The sequence below is a fragment of the Salinicola sp. CPA57 genome (assembly GCF_003206035.1).
Taxonomy (GTDB): domain Bacteria; phylum Pseudomonadota; class Gammaproteobacteria; order Pseudomonadales; family Halomonadaceae; genus Salinicola; species Salinicola socius.
Map to the genome: position 1 here is coordinate 43,134 of NZ_PZJR01000011.1, position 26,822 is coordinate 69,955.

The following is a 26,822-nucleotide window of genomic DNA, read 5'->3' on the forward strand; positions in this document are numbered from 1 at the left end:
GTTCGTTGCCAGCCTTTTACGTGTTGCCGACCCCGTGTCCGTGACCCGTCGGAGGTGTGCGATGAAGATTCACTGGCAGGACGATCGTTTGATCGTCGCCGAAGGTGATATCACCCGTTTCGAGGGGGATGCCATCGTCAATGCCGCCAACAAGAGTCTACAAGGCGGAGGTGGCGTCGATGGCGCGATCCACCGAGCGGCGGGGCCCGGACTCCTCGAGGCCTGCCGAGCGCTGCGACGTACGGCCTGGCCGGATGGATTGCCGGTGGGCGAAGTCGCGATGACGCCGGGCTTTCGTCTGCCGGTCGCCCATGTCATCCACACCGTGGGGCCTGTCTTCGCGAAGTCCGAGGATCGCTCCTCCCAGCTGGCCGATTGCTACCGTCATGCGCTGCGCCTGGCGGAGAAACATCAGTTCACGCGGCTGGCGTTTCCGGCGATCTCGACCGGCATCTACGGCTACCCTGCCGAGGCCGCCGCGAACATCGTGGCTGCCGTGATGCGCGATACGCTACCCGCGATCCCCGATCTTACGGTGACGCTGATGTTCTTTTCGGCGGCGGATGCCGAGATATTTCTGAACCACGCCTTCGACGGATAGTGTCACCCCGGGAAACGTCGTTACCGGGACGGCCGCCGAGGGAACGTCACTCTTCGGGCTGATACTTGTAGCCGACGCCGTAGACCGAGCGAATGATGTCCCGGTCCGGCCAGACATCGGCGATCTTGCGTCTCAGCTTCTTGACGTGGCTGTCGACGGTACGCTCGGAAACGATGCGATGGTCGCGATACATGTGATCCATCAACTGGTCGCGGGAGAAGATCCGCCCCGGGCTGTGCATCATCACCTTGAGAAGCTGAAATTCGACAGCGGTGAGATTCAGATCCTCGCGTCCCGCCATGGCGCGCCAGCCGTCTTCGTCCAGCGTCAGGCGATCGCCTTCGGGAATGGCTTCCTCGGTGCCGGTGATGCCGTAGCTTCGGCGTAGTACCGCCTTGACGCGGGCCACGACTTCACGCGGACTGAACGGTTTGCAGATGTAGTCGTCGGCTCCCAGCTCGAGTCCCAGCAGCCGATCCACTTCCTCGACGCGAGCGGTCAGCATGATCACCGGTATCGCGGGAAATCGCTCGCGGATCTGGCGGCACAGTGTGAGGCCATCGGTGCCGGGCAGCATCAGATCGAGCAGGACCAGCATCGGCTGATTTTCCTCAAGCCACTCCATGACCGCGTTGCCGTGGTCGATATGATCGGACGCATAGCCGCTTTTCGACAGGTAGTCGGCGACCAGCCGTGCAATCTTGGGTTCGTCCTCGACGATCAGAATGGTGTCGTTCATCAAACCGGCTCCAGGTCAGTTGGCATGTCTGCCGTGTTCTTGGGAGGCATCCGGGGATCGTGCGCGGGACCGGCCGCCGGATAGCTCGGCGGCTGGGGCGATCGCAGGGACCGCGGGCAGATCCAGCGGGAACCTCAGCGTCCAGCGTAAACCGCCCAGTGATGACGCCGAGGGCACCAGCGTTCCCCCCTGGGCCTCGATCAGTGCATTGGCGATCGACAGGCCCAGGCCACTGCCGCCGCTGCGACGATTGCGTGATCCTTCCACTCTGTACAGCCGTTCGGTCAGGCGCGGCAGTTCGTTCTCCGGCACGCCGGGAGAAGTATCTTCCCAGATGACCTCCGCCTGATCGCCGCGGCGCTTCAGCGTGACCCGCAGGGCGCCGGGGCTGTCGGTATAGGCAATGGTGTTGGACAGCAGATTGTCCCATAACTGACGCAAGCGCTGATTGTCGGCCCTCACCCAGAGGGGTTCGGCATCGAGCTCGAGCGTCAGGCCGTGACTTTCCAGCCGTAGCTGGCTGTCTTCGAGACGCTGGATCAGCGACTCTTCGAGATCCACCGGCACCAGATGCATGTCCAGTGCCCCGGCGTCACTCTGGGCCAGCAGGCGTAGATCCTCGACCAGATGACCGAGCTGGTCGACCTCCTGCTGCAACGATCCCAGATTATCCACAGACAGCGGTCGTATCCCGTCCTGCATGGCTTCGATCTCGCCGCGCAGGATGGCCAGCGGTGTGCGCAGCTCATGAGCGATATCCGCGACCCAGCGCTGGCGCGCGCGGCGACTGGCCTCCAGCGTTTCGGCCAGTTGATTGAAATCCGCGGAGAGGCGCGACAGCTCGTCACGGCCGCGCTCGGAGAGGCGCACGCTGTAGTCTCCCAGGGTCAGTCGCCGGGTCGCCAGCGTCATGAGTCGGGCGCGATGGCCCAGCCACCAGGCGAGTCCGCCGGCGAGCAGCAGGGAGGCGAGGAACAGCGAGACGACGATGATCGTGAGATTGCGCTGCTGACGTTCGAGGAATATCTGATCCATCCGCGCCATCAAGCGCTCCGGGGGCAGATAACCGAGCTGGCCGACCAGCTTGTCGCCACTGCGGATCGGCACGAAGTGCGGCTCCGGCGGCGGGGGCATGTCGAGGTCGAGATCCTGAGGCGGCGGCTTGAGCAACGGTTCGCCGATGACCGGATTGCTCAACTCGTCGAGCAGCACGTAGCCGCGGGCATCGGAAAGCTGGCGATCGATACCGCTGGGCGGACGCTTTTCGCTCGACCAGAGCTGGCTGCGAACCAGGCTTTGCCACGCACGGGGATTGTCGCGCAGCCACTGCCAACTGCCGCGTTGCGTCCACTGTTCGCCCAGCGCGTTGGCCAGGGTTTCGGCGCGTGTCGATTGGCTGCGCTCGAGATAATTGACGAAACCCTGATCGAGACTGCGCGAGACGAACACGAACACCAGCCCGCTGATCAGCACATTGGTGATCAGGATGATGGCGAACAGTTTGATGCCGAGGCGTGACAGTCGTGGCCAGTCACGCCGTCCGCTATACGATGAGGACATGAGATCCGGCTTTTTCACGGGTGGCGTCGATCTCCGGGAGTGTGTCTCCAAATGCAGCAGTGATGGTTCAGACAATGGGTAAAGATCATGGAGATTACACTGGCTTCATGGTCCCGGTCCTGTCCTCAGGGGCGCCAGCACGGGAAACGAGGCGATCGCCCCACGGAAAGTCCACGGCGTGGTGCGGTTGATCAGCGGCGTCGAAGGCTGCCCATAGCGCCGCGAAGGTGCGCCCGTCGAGGGGGTGTCGATGAGACGGCAGCAGTTCCGCCAGCGGGTGCAGTACGAAAGCGTAGCGCAGGATGTCCTCGCGCGGCAGCCGCGTATCGCCGTAGTGGCCGACGGCATCCCCCCACAGCAGTACGTCGATATCCAGGGTGCGGGCGATGAGCTTGGTCGGCCCCGCGGGCCTGCCGTTGTCCCGCTCGATCGCCTTGCAGTCATCACCGATGGCCGCCGCAGCGCGTTCGGTCTCGAACGCCGCGACAAGGTTGTAGAACGGACGATCGTCATCGAAACCGACCGCTTGACTCTCGAAGACCCGCGAGAGCTGTAGCGGCGCCGGACCAGCCAGCGTCGCCAGTGCGTCCAGGGCCCGCGTCAGATGATAGTGGCGCCGGATATTGCTGCCCAGGCCGAGAACGACCAGCGGCATCAGTCGGCGCTGCGCTCGATGCGAACGCCTACGGCCTGCGCGGCCGCCACGGCGCCCGGCTTGCGTACGGTCAGGCGCAGCCGACGGATACCGAATTCATCGATCAGCAGCGCAGCGACGCGCTCGGCGAAGGTTTCCACCAGCCCATGCGGGTTATCGTTGGCGTAGTCGGCGAGACGCTGGCAGATGGCGGCGTAGTCGAGCGTCAGGCTCAGATCATCGCCCCGGGCTGCCGGGCGAATGTCGGTGTGAAGCTCCAGATCCAGCTCCAGGCGTTGGCGCACCGTGCGCTCCCAGTCATAGACGCCGATGACTGTCTCCAGGCTCAAGCCCTCGATCAATACCTGATCCACGCGAACTCCCCATCACGACTGATTGTTCTGAATGGTGATGACGATCCACAGTGACTGCTGATCGACGCACCGGCCAAGGTGGCATCGATTGTACGCGATGGGAGTGGCAGAATCAGGGCTCTCGATGAGGTCCGCCCGCGCGGACAAGGGGAGTAACGTCTTGCCACCGATCCTTGCGACCAGCCTGCTGGTGGCGGCTGGCTATCTCAGCGGCTCGCTGCTGGGAGCGATCTGGGTCTGTCGCGCCTGGGGGCTGCGCGATCCGCGCTGGGCGGGGTCCGGCAACCCGGGGTTCTCCAACGTACTGCGGGCCTTCGGCTGGCGGCCGGCACTGCTGACGCTGATCATCGATGCGGTCAAGGGGATGCCAGTGCTGTGGTTGGCAGGCAGCGTGTCGCCATCGGTCTGGGCAGAAGGGCTGGTGGGATTCGGCGTGCTGATCGGGCACAGTTGCCCGATCTGGCATCGGGGGCGCGGCGGCAAGGCCGTCGCCAGTGCATTCGGCGTGTTGCTGATGCTGGCGACGCCGGTGGCCCTGATCTGCGCGGTCTGCTGGTTCCTGCTGGCCTGGCGAGTGCGTACGGCGGCGGTGGCCTCGCTGGCCACCGCGCTGATGGCACCGCTGCTGAGTTACTGGCTGGTGCCACCGATGACAGGCGTGATCTGCGTGTTCTCTCTGCTGGTACTGGCGCGGCATGCCTGGAACATTCGCCTGTGGCGGGAGCGGCGGCGCGAGGCTCATGAACCGGCCCTGGCCGATCCGTTCGATGAAGAGGACGCGTTGAGCGATCGCCGCGAGCTCGGTCGACGGGAGCCGTTCAGGCCTCGGGAGGAGTGAGCTCCGCCAGCGGCCAGCGCGGGCGAGGTTGCAGGGTCTGGCTGCGCTGGCCGGCGGCAAGGCGTTGCGCGCCGGCATAGGCGATCATCGCACCATTATCGGTACAGAAACGTCCACGCGGGTAGAATGCCTGGGCGCCCATCTTGACGAGCGCCGTATCCAGCGCCTCGCGCAGGCGCCGATTGGCACTGACCCCGCCGGCGACGACCAGTCGCTGCCGGCCGCTCTCCTTGAGCGCGCGGCGACACTTGATCACCAGTGTATCCACCACCGCATCCTCGAAGGCGCGGGCGACATCGGCGCGTGCCTGGGCGTCGAGCGCATCCTGTTCGCGCAGTTTGTGCAGCGCGGTCAGGGTGTGCGTCTTGAGGCCCGAGAAGCTGAAGTCCAACCCGGGGCGGTCGGTCATCGGGCGGGGAAAGCGAAAGCGCTCGCTGCGACCCTGCTCGGCCAGTGCGGCCACCTGTGGGCCGCCGGGATAGGGCAGTTCGAGCATCTTGGCGACCTTGTCGAACGCTTCACCGGCGGCGTCGTCGACTGACTCCCCCAGCAGTCGATAGTCGCCCAGGCCACGCACGTCCACGAGCTGAGTGTGCCCTCCGGACACCAGCAGGGCGACGAACGGAAACGGCGGCGGATTCTCTTCCAGCATCGGCGCCAGCAGATGGCCCTCCATGTGATGCACGCCGAGCACGGGGATATGCAGAGCGCGCGCCATGCCGTGCGCGGTGCAGGCGCCAACCATCAGCGCCCCGACCAGCCCGGGGCCGGCGGTGTAGGCGATGCCATCCAGATCGTGCTTGGTCAGTCCGGCTTCGCCGAGAACCTGGTCGACCAGCGGCAACAGCTTGCGGGTGTGGTCGCGGGAAGCGAGTTCCGGCACCACGCCGCCGAATTCGGCGTGTAGCGCGATCTGGCTGTAGAGCGCGTCGGCCAGCAGCCCGGCGTCGGTGTCATAGATCGCGACGCCGGTTTCGTCGCAGGAAGTTTCGATACCCAGCACGCGCATGGTCGAATAATCCGTCGGAGTCGTTGAAGGAAAGGCTGAAGCGGGAGGCGCGCTAGTTTACGCTGTCGAAAAGCCATTTGCATTGGTTCGAGGGCGCGACTAGAATGCTCTGCTCTGTAGGACTGGGTCGTGCGCCTTTAACACGTCCTCGACTGTCGAGCGATCTCGTGAGGCAGATCTGGGCCGGGAAGATCCGGAATGGCGAAGCGCCGGGGTTCAACCCCTCGCGTGACGCTTTCTCGAATTTCTCGGGTCGTGCGTTCAAAGGGGCGTGCGTTCAAACCGAACTCAATTCCCAAGGTAGGTGAGTGCTTCATGCCCGCTGTTAAAGTACGTGATAACGAGCCGTTCGACGTCGCGCTGCGTCGCTTCAAACGCTCCTGCGAAAAAGCCGGAGTTCTTTCTGAAGTCCGCCGTCGCGAAACTTACGAGAAGCCCACTTCAGTTCGCAAGCGTAAAGCTGCGGCTGCAGTGAAGCGTCACGCCAAGAAGTTGCAGCGTGAGCGTAAGCGTTTCGAACGCTTGTATTGATCTGTACTGCGGGTGACTTCGGTCACCCCAGAGGGACGATCAAACGGCCGCCGTTCAGGTGGCCGTTTGTTTTTGTTCCGCCGCCACTGTACATGCTGCGGGGCGAAAGCAGTGTCTTCTTGCCTGTCCTATCTTCAGCCGAATCACGCTTCATGACAGGCATGGCAGTTCGCAGCCTGAACTGCGAGCGGATCTCCGAGAGCGTCTGACGATATGGCCGGACAGATTTCCCAGCGTTTCATCGATGACCTGTTGGCGCGTACCGACATCGTCGATGTGATCTCCGAACGGGTGCAGCTCAAGAAGAGCGGACGCAATCATAGCGGCCTCTGCCCGTTTCATCAGGAAAATTCTCCGTCGTTCACGGTCAGTCACGACAAGCAGTTCTATCACTGTTTCGGCTGCAGCGCCCACGGTAACGCCCTGCGGTTTCTGATGGAGTTCGACAATCTGCGTTTTCCCGAAGCGGTCGAGCAGCTGGCCTCGCGGGCGGGCATGCAGGTCGAGCGAGACGGTGGCGAAGACCCGGGAGCGCGTCAGCGTCAGCAGAAGCGCGAAGAAGGCGTCAATCTGCTGGAGCTGGCGTCGCGTTTCTTTCGCGAACGTCTGGCCCTCGGTGGCGGACGTCAGGCACGGGAGTATCTCGAGCGCCGCGGTCTGAGCCAGGAGATCATTCGCGATTTCGGTGTCGGTTACGCCGAAGATGAGTGGGAGTCGCTCAAGCGCTATCTGCTCGAGCAGGGCATCAGCGAAGCGGTCCAGGTCGAATATGGATTGCTGGTCCACCGTGAGGAGACCGGCCGCACTTACGATCGGTTTCGCGATCGCGTGGTGTTTCCGATTCGCGACTGGAAGGGTCGCACCATTGCCTTCGGCGGTAGGGTGCTGGGCGACGCCAAGCCCAAGTACCTGAACTCGCCGGAAACGCCGGTCTTTCACAAGGGGCGTGAACTCTACGGGCTGTTCGAAGCGCGCCAGGCCAATCGGCAGCTCTCGCGGGTACTGGTGGTCGAGGGCTACATGGATGTGGTCGCACTGGCGCAGTTCGGTATTCGTAATGCCTGTGCCACGCTCGGTACGGCGCTGACGAACGATCACCTGCAGCGACTGTTTCGGCTCGTGGATGAGGTGGTGTTCTGCTTCGATGGCGACAATGCCGGCCGTCAGGCCGCGCGTCGCTCGCTGCAGACGGCCCTGCCGTCGATGATCGACGGACGTCAGGTGCGCTTCCTGTTCCTGCCCGAGGGCGAGGACCCGGACACGCTGGTACGTCAGGAGGGGCAGGAGGCGTTCGAGAACCGGATCACCTGTGCCAGTCCGCTGTCGGAATTTCTGTTCGAGCAGGCGGCGGAAGGGCGCGATCTCAAGCAGGTGGAAGGTCGTGAACGCTTCGTGACAGCGGTGCTGGACGCGCTCAAGCATCTGCCGGAGGGCGTACTCAAGTCGCTCTTGCTAAAGGAGCTGTCGGTGCGAAGCGGGATCGAGCCGTCGCAGTTTGCCGACTGGTTCGAGAAGCACGCGGTTCCCGCGCCACGCCCGGCTATGACCGCGGACACCGCTGGCTATGAAGCGTTGATGATGTCGTCGGATGGCGACGACGATGCCGCTTCAGACCCCGCCATGGCGGTCGATAATGGCAATAATTATGCAAGGCAGCGCGGACTTCCGGCATCTCGCGTGGGAACTGCTACGCTTTCTCTGAGCATTCCGGCGCGCATATTGCATCTACTGTTGCACGAGCCGGGATTGGTCGACGGTCTACCGGAAACACTGGAATGGTGCCCGGTCGAGATGCCGGACGGCAAGTTGTGCCGTGAAGTGGTGCATTTGCTGCGCGCTGGCCGTTATCGCAGCCCCCAGGTGCTGCTGGCCCATTTTCACGGTAGCGCCGACGGCGAGCGTCTCGACCAGCTGGCGCGACGTGAACTGGAGATCCCGCGTGATGTCCGGGCCAGCGAGCTGGAAAACTGGGTGCGCTATCTCGAACGCCAGAGCGCCCGTTTGACGCCGGCGGAAGAGTACCGTCAGTTATTGGAAAAGAGTCGCCAGCCGGGCGCGCTCAGCAGCGAAGAGAAGCAGCGTCTGCGAGAGTTGATCGGCAAGCTGGCCGAAGGATCGTAAGTCACGTGAGTGTCGCGGCATCATTATCCATGGGTCGCGAGACGGTAAGAGAAAGAGCGGAATTGACCGAGAAAGACCGAAATTGAACGAGAAAGACCGGAATTGACCGGAAAAGATCAAGGCTACTCGCAGGGAAAGCACGAAGTGGTCAATCGACAGGGCGGTCGAAAGGTTGAAATGGCGGCGATCGCCACCAAATAGGTTAACCAAGCACACTAGCACACCTGGCAGGCAAGGTAATAGAAGCTGGCAGCAAAAAGCGGGGGCGCGCTATACTAGCCGGCTTTTGGGGCGTCGCGCCGTCACCCCAGGTGCTTCATTCTTCTTCGTCGAGTAGGGTTTCTATGGCTGGAAATGCACAGCAGTCACGTTTGAAGGAGTTGATCGCACGCGGCAAAGAGCAGGGCTTCCTGACTTATGCCGAAGTGAACGATCACCTCCCCGAAGATATCGCTGATCCCGATCAGGTGGAAGATATTATCTCCATGATCAATGACATGGGGATCAATGTCGTCGAGGAGGCACCTGACGAAGACACGCTGATGATGTCCGACGACTCCACCGACGAATCCGCGGCTGAAGAAGCCGTTGCGGCGTTGGCAGCGGTGGAGAGTGATGTCGGGCGCACCACCGACCCGGTGCGCATGTACATGCGCGAGATGGGAACGGTGGAGCTGCTGACTCGCGAAGGCGAAATCCTGATTGCCAAGCGCATCGAGGAGGGGCTGCGGGAAGTGATGTCCTCCCTGGCCTATCTGCCCGGGGCGGTCGACTCCATTCTTGGCGTCTACGACCAGACTCAGGACGAGGAGGCCCCTGGGCGCCTGTCCGACCTGTTCTCCGGCTTCATCGATCCCGACGAGGGGATTCCCGGTGTCGCCGAAGTCGAGATGCCGGAAGAAGTCGAAGCCGATATCAGCGACGACGATGACGAAGACGGCGAAGACGGTGAAGACGACGATAGCGCCAGCGAGGGCGGTCCCGACCCCGAAGAGGCGCGAGTCCGTTTCGAGCAGATTCGTGAGCAGAACGAACTCGCCAAGGCGGCGATCGCCAAGCATGGGCGTGGCTCCAAAGAAGCCAATGCCGAGCAGGCGCGTCTGGCCGTGCTTTTCTCGCCGATCAAGCTGTCGCCCAAGCACTTCGAGCGTCTGGTCGGCCAAGTCCGGATCAGCGTCAATCAGGTGCGCAGCCAGGAAAAGGCGATCATGCAGGTGTTCGTCAAGCAGGGTAAGGTGCCGCGCAAGACCTTCATCAGCTCGTTCCTGGGTAACGAAGCGTCCGTCAGCTGGTTCGACGAATTCCTGGGCAAGAACGGCAAGTATTCCGATCGGCTCGAGCCGTTCCGCGGCGACGTGCAGCGCGCCCAGCGCAAGATCGGTTTCGAGCAGGAGATGGTGCTGCTCAGCGTCGGTCAGCTGAAAGAGGTCAATCGCCGTCTTTCCATCGGCGAGGCCAAGGCGCGTCGAGCCAAGAAGGAGATGGTCGAGGCCAACCTGCGTCTGGTCATCTCGATCGCCAAGAAGTACACCAATCGTGGTCTGCAGTTCCTGGATCTGATTCAGGAAGGCAACATCGGTCTGATGAAGGCGGTGGACAAGTTCGAGTATCGCCGTGGCTACAAGTTCTCGACCTATGCCACCTGGTGGATTCGTCAGGCGATCACGCGCTCCATCGCCGACCAGGCTCGCACCATTCGTATCCCGGTGCACATGATCGAGACGATCAACAAGCTCAACCGCGTGTCGCGTCAGATGCTGCAGGAGATGGGCCGCGAGCCGACGCCGGAAGAGCTGGGCGAACGCCTCGAGATGCCGGAAGACAAGGTGCGCAAGGTGCTCAAGATCGCCAAGGAGCCGATCTCCATGGAGACGCCCATTGGCGACGACGAGGATTCGCACCTGGGTGACTTCATCGAGGACAGCACCATGGTGCTGCCGATCGACTCCGCCACCGGCGAGGGTCTGATCGAGGCGACCCGCAATGTGCTGGGCGGCCTGACCGCACGCGAAGCCAAGGTGCTGCGCATGCGCTTCGGTATCGACATGAACACCGACCACACGCTGGAAGAGGTCGGCAAACAGTTCGATGTCACCCGTGAGCGTATCCGTCAGATCGAAGCCAAGGCGTTGCGCAAGCTGCGTCATCCGTCGCGCTCCGAGCCGCTGCGCTCGTTCCTCGACGAGTAGGTCTCTGACCAAATCTGAAAACCCCGGCAATCGACAGGTTGCCGGGGTTTTTTGTTAGCCGTCGTCCCCCGACAGCCTCTCTGCGCGGCTCGCCTGCAGCGTGCGCGTCATCAACGCGCGAAGGGCGGCGGGACGCACCGGTTTGAGCAGTATCTGGTAGCCGCCGCGCTTGATCTCCTCGGCCACTTCCTCGGTCCGGTCCGCGGTGATCACGATGCCGGGGACGGCCTGCTCGCAGAGTTCTTCCAGCGCCTCCAGCGCCATCATGCCGGTGACCTCGTTGTCGAGATGGTAATCCGCCAGAATCGCGTCCGGATCGCCGCCCATGTTGCGAATCGCCGACTTGGCGCCGCCGATCGAGGTGGCGGTATAGACCTCGCACTCCCAGCCTTCCAGCATCGCCTTCATGCCCTCGAGGATCAGACGCTCGTTGTCGATGCACAGGATGCGCGTGCCCGACAGCTTGTTGCTGACACGTTTGGTGGATGCGGTGTCCTCGGGAGTGGCGGCGCCGCGTCGATCGGCGATCATCGGGACCGAGACAGAGAAAACGGTACCCAGGCCGACCTGGGAGCGCACCAGGATCGGATGATCGAGAACCCGGCTCATGCGTTCGGCGATCGACAGACCCAGGCCCAGGCCGCGCTCGCTCTCCTTGTGGCGCGAGGCCTGATCGAGCCGCCGAAATTCCTGGAAGATCTCACTCAGCTTGGATTCCGGGATGCCCGGTCCGGTATCCCAGACCTCGATCACCACGCGACCGGCGTAACGACGACAGCCCAGCAGGACTCGACCCTGCTGGGTGTAACGCAGGGCGTTGGAGAGGAAGTTCTGCACGATGCGGCGCAGCATCTGGGCATCGCTGTCGACCCACAGGCTGGTCTGGACCACGTCCAGATCGAGGCCGCGGTCATCTGCCATCACCTCGAACTCGGCTCGCAGGGGCAGCAGAATGTCTGCCAGCGGGAACTGGCTGCGACGCGGCGTCAGCGCGCCGGCATCGAGCTTGGAGATATCCAGCAGCGTCCCCAGCAGCTCTTCCGCGGCCTGCAGCGAATTGTCGATGTGGCCGATGGTGCGGTTGTGATCGCTATGATCGATCTGCTGGCCGAGGGCGGAGGTGAATAGCCGCGCCGCATTCAGCGGTTGCAGCAGGTCATGGCTGGCGGCGGCCAGAAAGCGTGTCTTCGAGGCGTTGGCATCCTCGGCGGTCTGCTTGGCCTGACGCAGGGCCTGCTCGGCCTCGGCGCGGACCCGGTTTTCCTGACGCAGTGCCGCGTTGGCCTCGGACAGCGCCTGGGTACGTTCGCGCACCCGCTCCTCGAGATTCTCGTTGGTTTCACGCAGCGCGATCTCGGCCAGCCGCCGTTCGGTGATGTCCTGGTAGAGCGCGAAGAAACCGAGAATGCGCCCGCCCTCGCCGAAGTGGGGGGTATAGGTCACCAGCATGTAGCGGATGCCGCCGTCGCCGTCATCGAGCGAGATCTCGAAGGTGACGCGCTCGCCGCTCAGCGCGCGCTTCATCCACGGCGTGCGCTGGCGCGCCGTCTGAGCCGGCAGCACGTTGTCCGCTCGCTCCCCGATCACCGCGTTTCGGTCGATTCCCATCTCGGCCTCATAGGCGCGGTTGGTGAAGAGGTAGCGGCACTCCTTGTCGAAGTAGGCGATCAGCGCGGGCACGTTGTCGGTATAGATACGGATATTGCTCTCGGAACGGATCAGCGCTTCCTCGGTGCGCTTCTGCTGGGTGATGTCCTGGTAGGTGTAGACGAAACCGCCTCCCGGCATCGGGTTGCCCAGCACCTCGAGCACCGAGCCGTCGGGACGGTAGCGTTCGTAGCGATGGGGCTGGCCGCTGCGAATGTTTTCGATCAGCTGCTCGACGTGCTCCTCCGGATCGCCCGGGCCGTACTCGCCGTTATGGGCATTGTAGCGGAACACCTTTTCCATCGGCGTGCCGACGCGGATCAGGTTGTCGGGAAAGCGGAAGATCTCCAGATAACGCTGATTCCAGACCACCAGGTTGAGGTTCTGGTCGACCACTCCGATGCCCTGATTGATGTTCTCGATGGTCGCCTGCAGCAGCGCCCGGTTGAACTCCAGCACCTGTGAGGCTTCGTCGACGATCGAGATGACGTCGGAAATGCCGATGCCCCGGCCCTGGAGCGCGGAGTTGACCACGATGCGTGACGACGATGCCCCGAGCACCGAGGCCAGCAGGCGCTCGGTGAACTGGATGACGTCGATCGACGCCCGAGTGTTGTTGTCCACCGGTTTGGCGTTACGCCGGGCGTAGTCCTCGAAGGCGCGCTCGACCTGTGCCTTGCCCAGGAAGCGCTCGCACAGCACCTTGAGATCGCCCATGGTGGTGGCGCCGGTCCAGGGGCGATTGACCGTGGTCTGGCGGGTTTCGATGCTGTCGACGAAAAGCGAGGCCTGGATGCGCTCCACGACCCGTTGCGGTGTCAGCTGCGAGATGAAGATGTAGAAGAACAGGTTGAAGCCCAGCGACAGCATCGCGCCATGAGCGAAGCTGTCGGTGACGTTGAGGCCGAACAGATGCAGCGGAGAGAGCCATTCGACCCCCAGCGGACCACCGACCAGCCACGCCTCCGGCAGCAGATTGGCCTGGATCAGCGCTGGCATCAGCAGGGTATAGGCCCAGATAGCGAAGCCGACGTTGAGCCCGGTCACCACGCCGAGGCGATTGCCGCGCTTCCAGTAGAGCCCGCCGAGCAGTGCCGGCGCGAACTGGGCCACGGCCGACAGTGACAGCAGTCCGGTCGCCGCCAGCGAGCTGTATTCGGCCACCAGCTGGTAGAACAGGTAGGCCAGGGCCAGAATGACGAGAATGGTGAGCCGGCGGGCGCGCAGCACCAGCCGGCCGTAGTCGCGGGGCTTCTTTTCGAACCAGCGCAGTCGGAACAGGGCCGGCAGCACGATCTCGTTGGAGATCATGATGGCGTTGGAAACGACGGCCATGATCACCATGCCGGTGGCGGCCGAGAGACCGCCGACGAAGGTCATCATCGCCAGCCACGGCTGGTCGGCAACGATCGGCAGGGCGAGTACGTAACTGTCCGGAGAGAGCCCTTCTCCGGGGAACAGCGAGAGCCCGGCCGCGGCCAGGGGCAGAACGAAGAAGCCCATGGCCACCAGGTAGACGGGGAACAGCCAGCGTGCCCGCTTGGCATCGTCGGTGTGGGTGTTCTCGACCACCGTGACGTGGAACTGACGAGGAAGACAGAAGACCGCCAGCATCGCCAGTAGTGTCTGGGTCCAGAAGCTGGTATCGAAGTTCTGCTCGGTCAGTTGCTGTTGAAGCTTCAGGTAGGTATCCGCACGCGTCAGCAGCTCGCCCAGACCGTCGAACATGCCCCAGGTGACGTAGGCGCCCAGAACCAGGAAAACCACCAGCTTGACGACCGATTCGAAGGCGATGGCCTGGATCAATCCTTCATGGTGCTCGGTGGCATTGGTGTCCCGGGTGCCGAACAGAATCGCGAAGGCCGCCATGAAGATGGTGATGTAGAAGGCGGTGTCGTCGACGATGGGGGCCTTGATCGCATTGCCATCGCTGGTCATCACCTGGAAAGCGGTGGAAACCGCCTTCAGCTGCAGGGCAATGTAGGGCAGCGTCCCGATCAGCGCGATCAGGCTGGCGAATGCCGCCAATGACTGCGACTTGCCATAGCGGGAGGCGATGAAGTCGGCGATCGACGTCACGTTCTGACGTTTGGCGACACGAATCATCTTGGTGATGACGGGCCAGAACAGGAGAAAGGCGAGCACCGGACCGACGAAGATACTGGCGAACGACCAGCCCGACGTCGCGGCCTGCCCCACACTGCCGTAGAAGGTCCATGACGTGCAGTAAACCGCCAGCGCCAGGCTGTAGACGATCGGTCGGCGGCTCGCGGGCCCATGACGCCTGGCATGACGATCCCCGCGCCAGGCAATGGCGAACAGCGTGGCGACATAGAGCAGTGCCACGACGATCAGTAACCCGCCTTGAAACATGATTCTCTCCCTTGACCTGCGGCCATTCCAGGGCAACGCCAACCTCGAGGGCAGCCGCGATGCCGGGCTCGATGACAATGGTGCCGTGCTGGATCAGTTCTTGGTACAGACCGCCTCGAGTTGCGGGTCGTCGCTGGCGAGGTGGCGCAGGCGGTCGAGGTCGGGCTGGCGGCTGTCGCCGATGAGCGGCACGCTCTCGCGGGCGCTGCAGTTCATCAGGTACGCCTGATGTGTCAGCACGTCGCGATACTGCATCTCGAAGCGGTAGAGTATGAACTCGACGAGGCGCTCGCCTCCGGCCTGCGATTCCACCAGCTTGTCCCGGTCCACCACGCTGAACGCCGTGGTCAGCGGGTAGAGGTACGTCCACGGGCGCCATGGCATCCGGCTCTGCTCGGCCGACACTACCTGTGCCGAGTCGGGCAACTGCTGGACCTTGTTACCATACCAGTCGTACTCGTAGTTGATCTGATAGGCGATCAGGCCCAATCCCGCGCAGACCGGAATGATCCAGCGCGGCAGACGTTTACCGCTGAGAGCGCGCAGCAGCAATGCCACGCCTGCGGCGCCCAGGCCCGCGACGGCGGCGGCAACCAAATGCCATATCATAGTGAGTCCTTGCTCAAAGAATCGGGCTTCCCGCTGGGAAGCCCGATTCGATTGAAACCAGCTGGCCTGATTCGTCAGGAGTGCATTGTCGCTTAGTGATCGATCGCGATACCAGCCCCTTTGGGATAGCGCACGCTCTCGACGAGATCCTGAATCTCCTGGGGTGGCTCCTCGCTGACGCTGGAAACCACGTAGGCCACGACGAAGTTGAGGATGGCGCCGACCGCACCGATGGATAGTGGCGAGATGCCCAGTACCCAGTTGGCCTCGGTGTCCGGCAGGTTGTTGGTATCCGGAATGAAGAACCAGCCCTTGTAGACGAAGATGTAGACCAGGGTGAAGATCAGGCCCGTGAGCATGCCGGCAATCGCGCCCTTGTTGTTGATTCGTTTGGAGAATATTCCCATCATCAGCGCGGGGAAAAGCGAGGCGGCGGCGATACCGAAGGCCAGTGCCACGACCTGGGCAGCGAATCCGGGAGGATTGACGCCGAGATAGGTGGCGACGACGATCGCGACGGACATCGAGATGCGCGCTGCCCGCAGTTCGCCCTTCTCGGTGATCTTCGGATTGATCGCACCCTTGATCAGGTCATGACTGATCGCCGAGGAGATCGCCAGCAACAGGCCGGCCGCGGTGGATAGTGCTGCAGCCAGGCCCCCCGCCGCGATCAGACCGACCACCCAGCCGGGCAGATTGGCGATTTCGGGGTTGGCCAGGACCAGAATATCGTTGCTGACCTCCAGCTCGTTGCCTTGCCAGCCGCGGTTGGAGAAATCGGCGGTGTCGTTGTAGAGCTGAATGTTGCCGTCGTTGTTCTTGTCCTCGAAGCTAATCAGCCCCGTTTCTTCCCAGGTCCGGATCCAGTCTGGACGATCTGCGTAAGCGATGGGGTTGGCGGCAGCGTCCTCGTAGTTCTCGACCTGGCCGGCCATGTCCGGGTAGATGGTGGTCACCAGATTGAGGCGGGCCATCGAGGCCACGGCCGGCGCCGTCAGGTAGAGCAGGCCGATGAACACCAGGGCCCAGCCGGCGGACCAGCGCGCGTCGGAGACCTTGGGCACCGTGAAAAAGCGCATGATGACATGCGGCAGGCCCGCGGTGCCGATCATCAGCGATAGCGTGAACAACACCATGTTCAGCTTGTTGTCGACCATCGCCGTGTACTCATTGAAGCCCAGTGCGGTAACGACTTCGTTGAGCTTGCTCAGTAGGGGCTCGCCGGAGGCGCTGTGATCGGAGAACAGGCCGAGAGGCGGTATCGGGTTGTCGGTCAGCTGCAGTGAAATGAACACCGCCGGGATGGTGTAGGCAATGATCAGCACGATGTACTGCGCCACCTGGGTATAGGTGATCCCCTTCATCCCTCCCAGAACCGAGTAGAAGAACACCACGATAGCGGCGATGATCAGACCGGTTGTCGCGTCGACCTCCAGAAAGCGCGAGAAGGCCACGCCGGCTCCGGCCATCTGGCCGATGACGTAGGTGAGCGAGGCCACGATCAGGCAGACCACCGCTACCATGCGCGCCGATTTGCTGTAGAACCGGTCGCCGATGAACTCGGGGACGGTAAACTTGCCGAACTTGCGCAAGTAAGGGGCCAGCAGCAGAGCCAACAGCACATAGCCGCCGGTCCAGCCCATCAGAAAGGTGGAGGCGCCATAACCTGCCGAGGCGATGATGCCCGCCATGGAAATGAACGAGGCGGCGGACATCCAGTCGGCGCCGATCGCCATGCCGTTGGTGATCGGGTGTACCCCGCCGCCAGCGACGTAGAAGTCCTTGGTCGAACCGGCCTTGGCCCAGATCGCAATGCCGATGTAGATGGCAAAGGAGCCCCCGACAAAGAGAACGTTGATCGCAAATTGACTCATGCAGGCTTACTCCCCGAGTCCGAATTGTTTGTCCAGTCGGTTCATCTTCCAGGCATAAAAGAAGATCAGGCCGATGAAGATCAGAATGGATCCCTGTTGAGCGAACCAGAAACCCAGGTCGGTACCGCCGACGGATATGCCGGCGAGCAGGGGGCGCAACAGAATGGCGCAGCCATAGGATGCCAGCGCCCAGACAATCAGGCAGCCGGTTATCAGGCGAAGGTTCGCCTTCCAATAGGCAGCAGCGTTGGATTTGTCATCTGCCATGTTATCGTTCTCCGCGTCATTGAAGGTGGGAAGTGGCTTTGAGTTTATGTTTGCCCGGTAGGTCGGTCGTTCATCGACAAACTGTATTCATCGTGAGTGATTCGCATGCATACGAATTTTGCGCGGGGAGGTTCGACCGATTGGCACTTTTCGATCACTCATTTTATGGCGACTCCAGTCGCTCTTGATTGGCGCCATGGCTCGTCGACGGGATGCTTTATCGACGGGCGATTGCCCTGCGTTACTCAATAGCAATATTGGGCAACGAAAACAAGGCGTTAAATCTTCTACCTTAGTATCGTCGGAATGGCTGAATAATAGTTGTAGATAGTTGACTAGCTGTAAATAAAGCTGTGGTTAAAATTTTGGCCGATGTCTATAGGACAATGGTCTGGTCATGAATTCGCGTCGCCCGGTCTGGCGGAGCGGCCAAGATCGATAGTCTGTTTTTTGCTGTAAAATAGCGAGTCATTACGAAATAAAAAGACAGTGAGTTTCGTTAATTTATAATAAGCTCGAAAACAAAAATAAGAGAAAGTGCAAGTGGTGTCGAAGTCACCCCGAAAACAGTGCTGCAGAAATGTCGGAAGCGTTCGGGAGCGCTGTCGATAGCGTCTTTGCTTGAGCATCCACGGTATGGTGCTTTTCAAGAGTGAATTTTCGTAACTGAGACGATGTGGCAGTTCGAGCGCGCCTTTGAAGGGCTCGTTCGCTGCCGGATCCCCGACAAGGGTGTGCCATTGCGATGGCGGGAGCCGCATGATGGTCGATATGGACCTTTCCCAGCCGCCTTTCACGCTGCTCGACGACAGCGGACGTGAGCGTGTGGTTCGTGGCGTCGATCTGCTCTATTTCAGTCGTGACGAGATCATTCTCGATGCCGGCCAGCCCGGTGAGTTCATGTACATCATTCACAAGGGTGAGATCGCGGAGCTCGATCCACACGCGCCGAGCGATCAGGCGCGCATTGCCCATTACACGGCTGGTGACCTGTTCGGCGCTATCAGCATTCTCAAAGGGACCAGCCGATATCGCTTCAAGGTGGAGCAGGAAAGCCTCTGCTATGCGATGCCCTGGTCACTCTTCGAGCAGCTTTGCTGCGATTACCCGGCGTTCGCCGAATTCTTCCGGCGCGGGTTGGCGCAGAAGACCCGCCTGCTAGCCGAGCGTCGCGCCGAGAGTGGCGTGAACATGGCGGGTTTCATGCTGGCTCGGGTCAGCGCGTGCATGCGAGCCCCGTTGATCGTCGAGTCGACCACGAGTATTGCCGCGGCGGTCAACCGGCTCAACGAGAGCCATGCCGATAGTCTGCTGGTCGGCAACAACGGTCGCTTCGGTGTGGTGACCAAGACCGATTTGCTCAATGCCCTGGTCATGGAGGGCGCGACGCAGGCGCGTCCGGTCGTCACCATTGCCCACTTCGAGCTGGTATCCGCCGGTCCCGATCAGTATCTGTTCGAAGCGCTGGTGCAGATGACTCGGCATCAGGTGGCCAGGGTGGTAGTGGTCGAGCGGGATCTGCCGGTCGGCGTGGTGGAGTTGACCGATGTGCTCAGTTACTTCTCGAGCCGCTCCTACATGGTCAGTCTCGAGCTCGAGCAGGCCGGCGATCTCGAGGCTCTGGCTCGTGCCAGCGCTCGATTGCCGGCGTTGGTCCAGGCACTGATGGCCCAGGGGATCAAGCTCCGTTTTGTCATGGACCTGCTGGCGGCGCTCAACGGACGTATCGTCGACAAGGCCTATCAGTTTCTCATCGACCCTCGCTACCGCGTCCAGAGCTGCCTATTGGTGATGGGCAGTGAAGGACGCGGCGAACAGATTCTCAAGACCGATCAGGACAATGCACTGATCGTTGCCGACGATAGCGATTGGCCCGATCGCGCGATGGCCATGCAGCGTTTCACCGAAACGCTCTACACGCTGGGCTACCCACCGTGTCCGGGCAACATCATGGTCTCGAACCCTGCCTGGGTAGACAGTGAGAGCGGCTGGAGAAGGACGGTCTCGCGCTGGGTCGAACGCCGTGACGAGGCGTCGCTGATGAACCTCGCGATCATGCTCGATGCCCGTGGCGTGGCCGGCGACACCCGTCTGCTGGATCGCCTACGCGAATATCTCTTCGACAGCTGCTCCCACGATGAACTGCTGCTCTCCTACCTGGCTCGGGCTGCGCTGCATTTCGCCGCGCCGCTGACCCTGTTCGGCACGCTCAAGAAACCCAGACACGGTATCGACATCAAGAAAGGCGGCATCTTTCCGATCGTGCACGGGGTGCGCACCCTGGCGCTGGAATGTCGTATCGACGAAACATCGACCCTGGCCCGGCTGGCGGCGCTGGCCGAACAGGGACGGCTGGAAGCGGACTTTGCCGCGGATCTCGGCGAGGCGCTGGCGCTATTCATCGAGTTGCGCCTCAAGCAACAGCTGACCCGGCTCGACGGACGGCAGAACAGCGACGAACCCAATCTGGTCGTGGTTCAGGCCCTGTCCTCGCTGGAGCGCGACCTGTTGCGCCAGGCGCTGCATATCGTCAAGGATTTCCAGCAGCGTCTGACGCACCGTTTTCATCTGGAATACTGACGAGGGCCGCGATGATACGTTCGTTACGCCGTGCGGCCGATCGACGCCGCCAGGGGCATGGCCGCTATGACTGGCTGTTCAGCCCCTACGCCGGTGACGAGCTGGTGGCCATCGACTGCGAGACCACCGGCCTCGACACCAGGACCGCCGAACTGGTCTCGATCGCCGCAGTGCGCATCAAGGGCGAACGGGTGATGACCAGCGACTCGCTGGATCTGCATCTCCAGCCGCCGGCCAGCCTCCACGGCGACTCCATCAAGATCCATCGCCTGCGCGGGGTCGACCTGAATGATGGCGACGAGCTGGGAGAAGCGCTGGAGAAGTTCCTCGACTTCATTGGCAACCGGCCGCTGCTGGGCTGGTGTGTCGATTACGACCTGGCGGTCATCGACCGCCAGCTGCGCCCCCTGTTCGGCTTCGGTTTGCCCAATCCATGCGTCGATGTGGCACGGCTCTATCGTCGCGAAATGCATCGGACGCGGCCGCAGCTGGAGCCAACGATGAATTTCGAGCGGGTCGCCGAGGCGCTCAATGTCCCGGTGATGGGCCGTCATACCGCCCTCGGTGATGCGACGACCACGGCCTTGATGTACGTACGCCTGAAGAAGGGTGCACTGGCGGCAAGTTAGCGAGGGAGCATCGCAAGTCGCCGGGTGCAGTGATAGCATGAGCGCGCCTTCATACCCATCTGTGTCGTTCGACCCATGCAAGCATCTACCGTTACCCAGAAGTACGAGTTCAACAAGCTGCAGAAGCGCCTGCGTCGCCAGGTCGGCAACGCGATCATCGATTACGGGATGATCCATGAAGGCGACAAGGTGATGGTGTGTCTGTCCGGTGGCAAGGACTCCTACACCATGCTGGAGATCCTGATGAATCTGCAGCGCAACGCGCCGGTCGATTTCGAGCTGGTGGCGGTCAATCTCGACCAGAAGCAGCCGGGGTTTCCCGAGCACGTGCTGCCCGAATACCTGGACGCCAGGGGGGTGAATTACCACATCCTGGAGCGCGACACCTATTCGGTGGTCAAGGAGAAAACGCCCGAAGGCAAGACGACCTGCGCGCTCTGCTCGCGTCTGCGCCGCGGTTCACTCTACGGTTTCGCCGAAGAGATCGGCGCGACCAAGGTGGCGCTGGGGCATCATCGCGAGGACATCCTCGAGACGCTGTTTCTCAACATGTTCTTTGGCGGCTCGCTCAAGTCGATGCCACCCAAGCTCTTGTCGGACGACGGCAAGAACATCGTCATCCGACCGCTGGCCTACTGCCGCGAGGCCGACATTGCCGAATTTTCGCGGCAGATGGCGTTTCCGATCATCCCCTGTAACCTGTGCGGCTCCCAACCCAACCTGCAGCGCCAGGTGGTCAAGGAGATGCTGGCGGAGTGGGAGGTCAAGCATCCCGGGCGGCTGGAGACCATGTTCAAGGCGGTGACCAACGTCGCCCCCTCGCAGCTCGCCGATCGCAGTCTGTTCGACTTCGAAGGGTTGGAGGCCAAGCAGCGCCAGCGACAGGAAACGCGGATCGATGCCTTCGATCTGCTCGCCCGCGAGGCCTGAACCCGGTTTCTGGTGCAATCCTTGACCCTCGGGTCGCGACCTTCTCCACGGCCTGTCGGTCATCCGGCAGGCCGTCGGTATGTCAGCCTAGCGGGCCACCCAGGATCGTCTTGCGCATCCCGCCCATGATGCGAGTGCCGTCTTCCTCGGCCAGCTCGGCATACCAGGCCCGTGTCGTGTCGGGATTGGCGCCATGGGTGGTGTCGGCGCGTTGCCGCGCGCGGCGGACGATCTCGCCCACGCGTGCCGCTCGATTCTCGTCATAGCTCTTCAGCGCCGTCGCAATGTCGTTGTCGGCCTCGTCCAGGGCGCGGGCCAGCACCCACGCGTCTTCCATTGCCTGACAGCCACCCTGGCCCAGATCCGGTGCCATGCCATGGGCGGCGTCACCCAGAATCGCGGCACGCTCGCCGACGAGCGTGTCCAGCGGTTCGATGTCGTGGATTTCGACGCGGGCCATCGCGGCGGGATCGAAACGCGCGATCAACTTCTGCACCGGCTCCGCCCAGCCGGCGAAATGGCGTGCGAGTTCGTCACGATAACGCGTTGGGTCATTCGGTGTGTCGACCGGGAGGGGAACGTCGAAGAAGCAATAGAACTCCGGGTTGGCGGGGTCGCCGCTCATCGGCATCATCGACACGCGCTGATGATCGCCAACGTATTGTACCCAGTTCTCGAGCGGAGCCAGATCCGGCGTTGCCGATACGCGGACGTTCCAATTGACGTAGCCGCAGTAGCGGCGTTCGACGGAGCGCCCCAGCGCACGCTCGCGAAGTCGTGAATGGGTGCCGTCAGCGATCACGATGAGGTCCGCCCGGCGGGTCGAACCGTCGGCGAGTTCGGCGCTGATGCCACCGGCGTCCGGGCGGTAATCCGTGCAGGCCAGCCCCAGCGTGACACTGTCCTCTCCCACGGCGTCCAGCAGCAGCTGCTGGAGGGTCGCCCGGGCGATGGGGCAGGCACGCTGGCGGACCTGGTCATAGAGCGTCTGCAGGCCGAACCGGGTCAGGGGCTCGCCGTCCCGGGTATAATAGGCCATGGCGTTCATGCGGCCGCTGGCCAGTTCCACGGCGTCGCCCACGCCCAGTGCCTTGAGTACCTTCACGCCGTTGGACCAGACCGAAATGGCGGCGCCGACCGGGCGAAGTTCGGCGACGCGGTCGATGACCTCGACCCGGTGGCCTGATTGCTGCAGCGCGAGGGCCGCGGTCAGCCCGCCCATGCCGGCGCCGATCACGAGAATGTTCAAAGCCATGAGTTGTCCTGAAATTGTTATCGTTGGCTCGGTCGAATCTGACCGATCGATCAGGTTTTGTCATCCTACGCAAAAAAGATACCCGCTGGGAATGCCGGTGTAGCCATCTCTGGAATCGACACCAGGCTGGTGTCATCTTTTTCGACAAGGTTTCTTCGACAAGGCAAAGCGATGACCAAGGTGGTGATAGGGCCGACACTCGAGATCCAGGATCGCGAAAGGTTGCGCAAGGCGCTTGAAGCGGGCGATAGCTCACGTCATGAAACCGCTATCGGCGGATTCGTCGTCGAGGGTGTGGCCAAGTCTGCCCGGTTGATCCTGTGCCATGGCGCTGGTGCCGGACACGACTCCGAATTTCTCGCCCGACTGCGTCGGGGCCTGGCCGCGAGGGGTATCCAGGTCGTCGCGGTGGAGTTCGGCTACATGACGACCATGCGCCGGGAAGGAAGGCGTCGACCGCCGCCCAGAATCGAGACGCTGGTGACGGAACTGGCCGAATGGCAACGGACGCTGCTGACACTCGATGGGGAAACGCCGCTCTGGCTTGGCGGCAAGTCCATGGGGGGAAGAGTGGCAAGCCTGCTGGCGACACAAACCGAGGTGGCCGGCCTGGTTCTGTGTGGTTATCCGTTTCATCCTCCCGGCAAACCCACCCGGCTGCGACTCGATCACTGGTCGCGGATTGCCTGCCCACTGCTGCTGTTCCAGGGAACTCGTGACCCGTTCGGGCGGCGCGACGAGGTCGAGGGTTATGATTTTCCGGCGCAGGTCGAGTGTCATTTCATGGAGGGCGGCGACCACGACTGGCAGGCCCCTAAGCGCCATCTGCAGACGCAGTCCACATTGATCGATGAAGCTGTTGGCCACGTGGCGCGGCGGCTGGGCGCAAGTGAATGATCCAGATGAAGAAAAGCGGCGTGAAAAGCTGTTGACTTTCAACCGGCCGCAGGTAAAATGCAGCGCCACGTGACCACGGGTGGTTAGCTCAGCTGGGAGAGCACCAGCCTTACAAGCTGGGGGTCACAGGTTCGAACCCTGTACCACCCACCATCATGGTTTCATGATGCTCGGGTATCACGTGTTGCAAGTCGCAGTAGCGGGAAAAGCGTTGGAGTCTGCGGACCGGTAGTTCAGTCGGTTAGAATGCCGGCCTGTCACGCCGGAGGTCGCGAGTTCGAGTCTCGTCCGGTCCGCCATTCCATCAGTTTTCTCACGCCGTCAAGGTATGCGATATCATTGCAGGTGGGGCAGTTCGCTAGTTGCGTAGTTCGTATCAGGGGTCCTTGTTTCGACATGAATTCTTGATGCACAGAGTGGACCGGTAGTTCAGTCGGTTAGAATGCCGGCCTGTCACGCCGGAGGTCGCGAGTTCGAGTCTCGTCCGGTCCGCCACGCTTCGCACTGGTCGTATTTGTGGTATTGAATCGTTTGACGTTTGGGTGGTTAGCTCAGTTGGTTAGAGCACCAGCTTCACATGCTGGGGGTCACAGGTTCGAGTCCCGTACCACCCACCATAGCGGACCGGTAGTTCAGTTGGTTAGAATGCCGGCCTGTCACGCCGGAGGTCGCGAGTTCGAGTCTCGTCCGGTCCGCCATATCGACGTCTTCTGCTGCATTCAATACGTTTCACGCTTCGCTGCATTCAATACGTTTCACGCTTCGCTGCATTTAATACGTTTCACGCCTCGTAGTCCGGCGCTACCGCGATAACCGCGGTGTTCTGCGCTTCGACTTCTGAAGTTCTCGATACTCTCCGCTGTCCTTTGCCATGGTCCCGCCTCCGTCTGTCGGGCGAATCGTCGCTCCTGTCTGTCTTTGCACGCCTATCCTTGCGCTCGATGTCACCCGTGCGGTGCTACCGCTTTGGTGGAATGGCTCTCGTCGTGGTTTTCGTTACACTGGTCCTCATACGCGCGTTTGAAACCGCTGCCGGCGGTGTGCGCCTCGACATGAGTGGATCCGATTCGTGACGCGTTTTCCCAATCTCTTTCGTCCTCTGCAAGTTGGCTCGCTGACGCTGCGCAACCGTGTGGTGATGGGGTCGATGCATACCAACCTGGAAGAAGCACCGAGCGGCTTCGAGCGTCTGGCGGCGTTCTACGCACAACGGGCACGTCATGGGGTGGGTTTGATCGTCACCGGTGGCATTGCGCCCAACCCTGAAGGGGCGGTCTTTCAGGGCGCAGCCAAGCTTGCCGAAGAGGCCGAGGCCGAGCAGCATCGCCCGGTGGTGGAAGCTGTCCATGCACACGGCGCGCATATCTGCCTGCAGATTCTGCACGCGGGCCGTTACGCCTATTCCCCGGATCTGGTGGCGCCTTCGGCAATCGCAGCGCCGATCAGCCGCTTCACGCCACGCGCGTTGAGTGGCGACGAGATCGAACGGCAGATCGATGATTTCGTGCGCTGTGCCGAGCTGGCGCGGCGCGCGGGGTACGACGGCGTCGAGATCATGGGGTCGGAGGGGTATCTGATCAATCAGTTCCTGTGCCGCCGGACCAACCACCGCGACGACGCCTGGGGCGGCGATAGCCAGCGCCGGCAACGCTTCGCCATCGAGATCGTGCGTCGCGTCCGTGACGCATGCGGTCCGGATTTTCTGCTGATCTTTCGGCTGTCGATGATCGATCTGGTGGAGGAGGGCAGTACCGGCGACGAGGTCGTGGCGCTGGCGCTGGCGATCGAGCGTGCCGGTGCGGACGTGATCAATAGCGGTATCGGCTGGCACGAGGCGCGCGTGCCGACCATCGTCACCAGCGTGCCGCGTGCCGCTTTCGTCCCGGTCAGCCGGGCGGTGCGCGAGGCGATCTCGATACCGCTGATCGCCACCAATCGTATCAATATGCCGGCGATCGCTGAGGCGGTACTGGCCGAGGGGCACGCCGACCTGGTCTCGATGGCACGACCTTTTCTCGCCGATCCGGCCTGGATGGCCAAGGCCGAGCAGGGGCGAGTCGATGAGATCAATACCTGCATCGCCTGCAATCAGGCCTGCCTCGACCATACCTTCCAGGGCAAGTTGACCTCCTGTCTGGTCAATCCGCGCGCCTGTCATGAAACGGAGCTGACGCTGCCGCCGACCGATTCGCCCAAGCGCATCGCCGTGGTGGGTGCCGGTCCGGCGGGCCTGGCCGCGGCCACCGCCTGCGCCGAGCGTGGCCATCGGGTGACGATTTTCGAACGCGATCCGCAGATTGGCGGTCAGTTCCGGTTGGCGCAGCGAATACCGGGGAAAGAGGAATTTGCCGAAACGCTGCGCTACTTCGCCACCCAGTTGACGCTGCACGGCGTCGAGCTGCGCCTCGGCACCGAGGCTGATATCCAGCAACTGCAGGAGTTCGACGAGATCATCATTGCCACCGGGGTCAGACCGCGCGCGCTCGACATCGAGGGTATCGAGCATCCCTGCGTGATCACCTACCCTGTGGCGATCCAGCATCCCGAGCGCGTGGGACGTCGCGTCGCCATCATCGGTGCCGGCGGGATAGGTTTCGATGTCGCTGAACTGCTGGCGCATGCCGAGCAGCCGGCGCTCGATATCGAGCGTTGGTGTGACGAGTGGGGCGTTGACTTGACGGTTGAACACGCCGGCGGCTTGAAGCCGCGGCTGAAGCCCACGGTGCCGCGACAGATCACATTGCTGCAGCGCAAGACCGGCAAGCCGGGGGCAGGGCTCGGGGTGACTACCGGCTGGGTCCACCGGGCCGCACTGCGGGCTCGGCGGGTCGAGACGCTGTCGGGCTGCGTCTATCGGCGCATCGACAGTGACGGTCTGCACCTTGATGTCGATGGGGAGTCCAGGCTACTGGCGGTCGATAGCATCGTGATCTGCGCCGGGCAGGAGTCGCAGCAGGCGCTCCATCAGGCGCTGGTCGCAACCGGGGCGCGAGTTCATCGTATCGGCGGCGCCGATCTGGCAGCGGAGCTCGATGCCAAGCGTGCCATCGATCAGGGCGTGCGGCTGGCGGCGTCGCTGTGAGCCTCGCCGGGTTGCGTTGAGTCAGCGTGAGTGGCGGATAGATACGCGCTGCCGGGGCGCGAAGACAGATGTTAGACTTGGGG

At 62.4% G+C, this 26,822-nt stretch carries 20 protein-coding genes and 5 tRNA genes; 15 read left to right on the forward strand and 10 right to left on the reverse strand.

Annotated elements, in window-relative coordinates:
- Positions 1–61 precede the first annotated feature (61 nt).
- Positions 62–601 carry an O-acetyl-ADP-ribose deacetylase gene (locus DOM36_RS12405; RefSeq protein ID WP_110643275.1) on the forward strand — a complete coding sequence of 180 codons (540 nt, stop codon included), beginning with the start codon at positions 62–64 and terminating at the stop codon, positions 599–601.
- A gap of 46 nt (positions 602–647) precedes the next feature.
- Here the strand turns inward: DOM36_RS12405 and DOM36_RS12410 are convergent, their stop codons facing one another.
- The 4 genes from DOM36_RS12410 to folB all read right to left on the reverse strand — a co-directional run bounded on the left by DOM36_RS12410 (position 648) and on the right by folB (position 3,908).
- Positions 648–1,340 (reverse strand): response regulator, encoded by a 693-nt coding sequence (locus DOM36_RS12410; protein ID WP_110643276.1) that lies wholly within the window; start codon positions 1,338–1,340, stop codon positions 648–650.
- A 15-nt stretch (positions 1,341–1,355) separates the two neighbouring features.
- On the reverse strand, positions 1,356–2,900 hold the full coding sequence (locus DOM36_RS12415) for an ATP-binding protein (RefSeq protein ID WP_075571468.1): 1,545 nt from the start codon (positions 2,898–2,900) through the stop codon (positions 1,356–1,358).
- Between the two features lie 94 nt (positions 2,901–2,994).
- Entirely contained in the window at positions 2,995–3,555 is a 561-nt protein-coding gene (folK, locus tag DOM36_RS12420; RefSeq protein ID WP_075571469.1) for a 2-amino-4-hydroxy-6-hydroxymethyldihydropteridine diphosphokinase, read from the reverse strand.
- The gene (gene folB / locus DOM36_RS12425; protein WP_110643277.1) at positions 3,555–3,908 is read right to left on the reverse strand and encodes a dihydroneopterin aldolase; all 354 of its coding nucleotides are present in this window, start codon (positions 3,906–3,908) and stop codon (positions 3,555–3,557) included. The genes folK and folB overlap by 1 nt, the downstream gene beginning before the upstream one ends.
- A gap of 160 nt (positions 3,909–4,068) precedes the next feature.
- On the opposite strand from folB, the gene DOM36_RS12430 reads away from it, so the two are divergent.
- Positions 4,069–4,746, forward strand: coding sequence for a glycerol-3-phosphate acyltransferase (locus DOM36_RS12430; RefSeq protein WP_232823822.1), 678 nt, complete (start codon positions 4,069–4,071; stop codon positions 4,744–4,746).
- On the opposite strand, the gene tsaD is transcribed toward DOM36_RS12430, so the two are convergent.
- Positions 4,727–5,755 carry a tRNA (adenosine(37)-N6)-threonylcarbamoyltransferase complex transferase subunit TsaD gene (tsaD, locus tag DOM36_RS12435; RefSeq protein ID WP_075571471.1) on the reverse strand — a complete coding sequence of 343 codons (1,029 nt, stop codon included), beginning with the start codon at positions 5,753–5,755 and terminating at the stop codon, positions 4,727–4,729. The two genes, DOM36_RS12430 and tsaD, sit on opposite strands and share 20 nt — an antisense overlap.
- A 315-nt stretch (positions 5,756–6,070) precedes the next feature.
- Between tsaD and rpsU the strand changes: the two genes are divergently transcribed.
- The 3 genes from rpsU (at position 6,071) to rpoD (ending at position 10,596) form a co-directional block, all read left to right on the forward strand.
- Entirely contained in the window at positions 6,071–6,286 is a 216-nt protein-coding gene (rpsU, locus tag DOM36_RS12440; protein ID WP_071231491.1) for a 30S ribosomal protein S21, read from the forward strand.
- Between the two features lie 213 nt (positions 6,287–6,499).
- Entirely contained in the window at positions 6,500–8,407 is a 1,908-nt protein-coding gene (gene dnaG, locus DOM36_RS12445) for a DNA primase (protein WP_075571472.1), read from the forward strand.
- Positions 8,408–8,718: 311 nt separating this feature from the next.
- Positions 8,719–10,596, forward strand: a complete 1,878-nt coding sequence (gene rpoD, locus DOM36_RS12450) for an RNA polymerase sigma factor RpoD (RefSeq protein WP_279626554.1) — start codon at positions 8,719–8,721, stop codon at positions 10,594–10,596.
- Positions 10,597–10,650: 54 nt separating this feature from the next.
- Here rpoD and DOM36_RS12455 read toward each other — a convergent pair whose 3' ends face one another.
- The 4 genes from DOM36_RS12455 to DOM36_RS12470 form a co-directional block, all read right to left on the reverse strand.
- On the reverse strand, positions 10,651–14,616 hold the full coding sequence (locus tag DOM36_RS12455; RefSeq protein ID WP_110643278.1) for a NahK/ErcS family hybrid sensor histidine kinase/response regulator: 3,966 nt from the start codon (positions 14,614–14,616) through the stop codon (positions 10,651–10,653).
- A 93-nt stretch (positions 14,617–14,709) separates the two neighbouring features.
- Complete coding sequence (locus DOM36_RS12460; protein ID WP_075571475.1) at positions 14,710–15,225, reverse strand: hypothetical protein; 516 nt, start codon at positions 15,223–15,225, stop codon at positions 14,710–14,712.
- A 92-nt stretch (positions 15,226–15,317) separates the two neighbouring features.
- The gene (locus tag DOM36_RS12465) at positions 15,318–17,099 is read right to left on the reverse strand and encodes a sodium:solute symporter family protein (RefSeq protein ID WP_110643279.1); all 1,782 of its coding nucleotides are present in this window, start codon (positions 17,097–17,099) and stop codon (positions 15,318–15,320) included.
- Positions 17,100–17,105: 6 nt separating this feature from the next.
- A complete protein-coding gene (locus tag DOM36_RS12470; protein ID WP_075571477.1) occupies positions 17,106–17,366 on the reverse strand; it encodes a DUF4212 domain-containing protein in 261 nt (86 codons plus the stop codon).
- Positions 17,367–18,128: 762 nt separating this feature from the next.
- Here DOM36_RS12470 and DOM36_RS12475 point away from each other — a divergent pair.
- The 3 genes from DOM36_RS12475 to ttcA all read left to right on the forward strand — a co-directional run bounded on the left by DOM36_RS12475 (position 18,129) and on the right by ttcA (position 21,505).
- The gene (locus DOM36_RS12475; RefSeq protein WP_110643530.1) at positions 18,129–19,946 is read left to right on the forward strand and encodes a DUF294 nucleotidyltransferase-like domain-containing protein; all 1,818 of its coding nucleotides are present in this window, start codon (positions 18,129–18,131) and stop codon (positions 19,944–19,946) included.
- Between the two features lie 11 nt (positions 19,947–19,957).
- Positions 19,958–20,575, forward strand: a complete 618-nt coding sequence (locus tag DOM36_RS12480; RefSeq protein WP_075571478.1) for a 3'-5' exonuclease — start codon at positions 19,958–19,960, stop codon at positions 20,573–20,575.
- A gap of 75 nt (positions 20,576–20,650) precedes the next feature.
- A complete protein-coding gene (gene ttcA, locus DOM36_RS12485) occupies positions 20,651–21,505 on the forward strand; it encodes a tRNA 2-thiocytidine(32) synthetase TtcA (protein ID WP_110643280.1) in 855 nt (284 codons plus the stop codon).
- A gap of 82 nt (positions 21,506–21,587) precedes the next feature.
- Here ttcA and hpxO read toward each other — a convergent pair whose 3' ends face one another.
- Positions 21,588–22,760, reverse strand: a complete 1,173-nt coding sequence (hpxO, locus tag DOM36_RS12490) for an FAD-dependent urate hydroxylase HpxO (protein WP_110643281.1) — start codon at positions 22,758–22,760, stop codon at positions 21,588–21,590.
- Positions 22,761–22,931: 171 nt separating this feature from the next.
- Here hpxO and DOM36_RS12495 point away from each other — a divergent pair, with 171 nt between their 5' ends.
- The 7 genes from DOM36_RS12495 to DOM36_RS12525 all read left to right on the forward strand — a co-directional run bounded on the left by DOM36_RS12495 (position 22,932) and on the right by DOM36_RS12525 (position 26,739).
- The gene (locus DOM36_RS12495; RefSeq protein WP_083942029.1) at positions 22,932–23,657 is read left to right on the forward strand and encodes an alpha/beta fold hydrolase; all 726 of its coding nucleotides are present in this window, start codon (positions 22,932–22,934) and stop codon (positions 23,655–23,657) included.
- A 77-nt stretch (positions 23,658–23,734) separates the two neighbouring features.
- A tRNA-Val gene (locus DOM36_RS12500) sits at positions 23,735–23,810 on the forward strand.
- A 69-nt stretch (positions 23,811–23,879) separates the two neighbouring features.
- Positions 23,880–23,956: transfer RNA gene (locus DOM36_RS12505), tRNA-Asp, on the forward strand.
- 119 nt (positions 23,957–24,075) lie between these two features.
- Positions 24,076–24,152, forward strand: a tRNA-Asp gene (locus tag DOM36_RS12510).
- Positions 24,153–24,197: 45 nt separating this feature from the next.
- Positions 24,198–24,274 (forward strand) — tRNA-Val (locus DOM36_RS12515).
- 4 nt (positions 24,275–24,278) lie between these two features.
- A tRNA-Asp gene (locus tag DOM36_RS12520) sits at positions 24,279–24,355 on the forward strand.
- Between the two features lie 371 nt (positions 24,356–24,726).
- Positions 24,727–26,739 carry an NADPH-dependent 2,4-dienoyl-CoA reductase gene (locus DOM36_RS12525; RefSeq protein WP_110643282.1) on the forward strand — a complete coding sequence of 671 codons (2,013 nt, stop codon included), beginning with the start codon at positions 24,727–24,729 and terminating at the stop codon, positions 26,737–26,739.
- The last annotated feature ends 83 nt before the right edge of the window (positions 26,740–26,822 follow it).